At 68.8% G+C, this 2,524-nt stretch carries 2 protein-coding genes; both read left to right on the top strand.

All coding sequences use genetic code 11. The features are described 5' to 3' along the window. Positions 1 to 826, top strand: an 826-nt coding sequence (locus tag GGD82_RS20680; RefSeq protein ID WP_184013346.1) for a hypothetical protein, incomplete at its 5' end; no start/stop codon positions are given. After that, positions 823 to 2,524, top strand: a 1,702-nt coding sequence (locus GGD82_RS20675) for a hypothetical protein (RefSeq protein ID WP_184013345.1), incomplete at its 3' end; no start/stop codon positions are given. The genes GGD82_RS20680 and GGD82_RS20675, both read left to right, overlap by 4 nt.

The raw sequence follows: 2,524 nt of genomic DNA, 5'->3' as shown, positions 1-2,524 counted from the left end.
CACCCCCGCGACCCTCTCCGGCGGCGCATGGATCAGCGCGCGGCCGTTGTCCAATCTGCTGGATCCGCGCTTCCTGCTGACCGCGCAATCGGATGGCCTGGACGAGGGCGCCACGCGCTTCACCATCGACTATGGCGCGCTGACGGACCTGCGCGTCTGCGTGCTGCTGGGGTCCATGTCCAAGGTCGCCAGCCTCACGCGCGTCATCTCCCTGGATCCCGCTGGCAACGAGGTCCTGCACACCAGCGGCCCGACGGACTGGTGTCCGCCCATCGGTGGCGCCTTCGACCGGCCCCGCGCCGATCCGTCCTGGGGGCACGGCCGGATTTCAGATCGGGAGTTGCGGCAGTATCCGCGCTGGTTCTGGCACGACGTGGCCCCCGAGCCCGTGTTGGGCCGCTATGAGCACATCGTCATATCCGACCCCACCAACCCGGCCGGGTCCGTCACCCTGGCCCGTGCCTGGACCGGCGGCGGCTGGCAGACGTCCGTCCCGGCCTCGTTCCAATGCGAGTGGGGCTGGGAGGATTTGTCGAAGGTCCGCACGCTGCTGTCCGGTCGGACCGACGCCGACCACGGCCCCCGTCGCCGCACGATGACCGTACCGATCGAGGGCCTGCCCGAGGCCGAGGCCATGCGCGACGTCTACGACATGGTCGGGCGCGTCGGCCGGTCGCGGCAGCTTTACGTCTCGTTCAACCCCATGGAAAGCCGCGACCGTCACCGGCGGTCGGGCCTCGCCACGTTGGCCCGTCTGCCGGCCTCCACGCTCGCGCGACACGATTGGGTCGATACGACGTTCCAGTTCATTGAGGAGGTTGCATGACGCAGTTCACCGTCAAAGGCCTGTCGTGGAACACCGAGGACTTCGTGCGCGATTTCGGGCTGGCCGAAACTGTCGTGGTCGATGGCGTCGCGCTGCCCCGCGCCTACGCCCTGCCGTATGCCGTCTCGCTGTTGGTACAGGAAATCAAGTCCACCCTGGCGGCCGGCGCGGCGGCGGCGGAGATCCTGGAACCGATGCTGGACGAGATCGCGGTGCTGGCGGGTGCCCTCGGTCTCAGCGAGGTGCGGCACGGCGAAGGGCTGCTGTGGCGCGAGGACCTGCAAAAGTTCGTCCCGTGGGGTCGCGCGACCAATGCCGACATCGACGGTTGGCAAGCGTCCGGCGTTTGGGTGGACCTGCCCGGTCTCGCCTATGCCATCGACGCCCGCCGGCCGTTGGTCAAGACGCCGACCATCATCACGCCGGCCCACGGCAGCACCGACGCGCAACTGGACGTCACGACCGGCCCGATGCGCGGGCTGTACGGCGTGGAGTCCGGCGGTCTGCGCGTGCGCTGGTATGAGCCGGAAAGCGCGACCATCGTGCACGACAGCGGCTGGGTGACGGGACCGGTGACGCATGTCGCGCCGGATGACGGATCGATCAATACTCTGTCGTCCTACGACATCACGGCACAGCACCGCGACGCCGACGGCGTGGAGAGTGCCGAGAGCCCGCGTGTCATCGTCACGACGGCCGAGACGCTGAGGCCCATCATGGGTGTGGCCCTGGTGTCGACGGGTGGTGGCGCTGGGACGTGGCAGCGGGTCAGCGAGCACGGCGCCAACCTCACAACAACCCCCTATGATTTCGGTGGCCCGGCGTGGGACCGCCACCCTGTGTGGGGTGGGATCGTCGACGAAGTCGTCGATGGTCAGGCGATGGTCCGCATCCCCGCGTTCTACTATCGCGTCGGCACCGCCCCAGTCGGAAGCGACCAGGCCGGGCGGACGTGCTGGTGGGTCAGCTCCGTGCCGGCCGATGGGTTTGTCCGTCACCCTGCGTTTCGCGCGGGCGGGGAGGACATCCCACATTTCTGGGTCGCTAAATATCAGGGGAGCAATGACGGCGGCACAATGGTCGGCAGTGCTCCGGGCGTGCTCCCGCTCGTGAACCTGCCGTTCGCGACATACCGGTCCCGCTGTCAGGCGCGCAACGTCGGCGGCGTAACCGGATTTGACGCGTGGTCGATCTACCAGCTCGCCGCGATACAGATGCTGGCCATGATCGAGATGGGCGGGTCGGATAGTCAGGCCCTGATCGGGCGGGGCCGGGTGGATGAGCCGGTATCGGGCGACAACCGCGCCCGGGTCGATGCCGCCGACGTGGCCCAGGCCACATATCGCGGCATCGTCGGCCTGTGGGGCAATGTCGCGCAGTTTTTGGCCGGCCTCCGAGCCACGTCCAGCGACGTTATCGAGATTTGGGACCGCGACGGCGGCCAGACCTGGGTGGACACCGGGGCGACAGCCGCGCCGGGCCTACGCCCGGTGACCATGCGCGCGCAGAGCGGTCCTGGGCACGACTTCCGCGACGTGTTTGTCCCGGCGCTCTCCTCATCCGCCCCGTCGGAGTGGACATGGCCAGATAATGCGCGCCTGTCCGGTCACGCCGACGCTGTGGCCCATGCCGGGGGCGCATGGGACGAGGGAGACGGCGCCGGGCTGTGGCGGCTGAGCGTGTCGTTGACGAGCCTCG

It is taken from the genome of Roseospira marina, assembly GCF_014197855.1.
Lineage (GTDB): Bacteria > Pseudomonadota > Alphaproteobacteria > Rhodospirillales > Rhodospirillaceae > Rhodospira > Rhodospira marina.
Note: the sequence above shows the minus strand (reverse complement) of the source record. Positions and strands in the feature narration are given on the sequence as shown.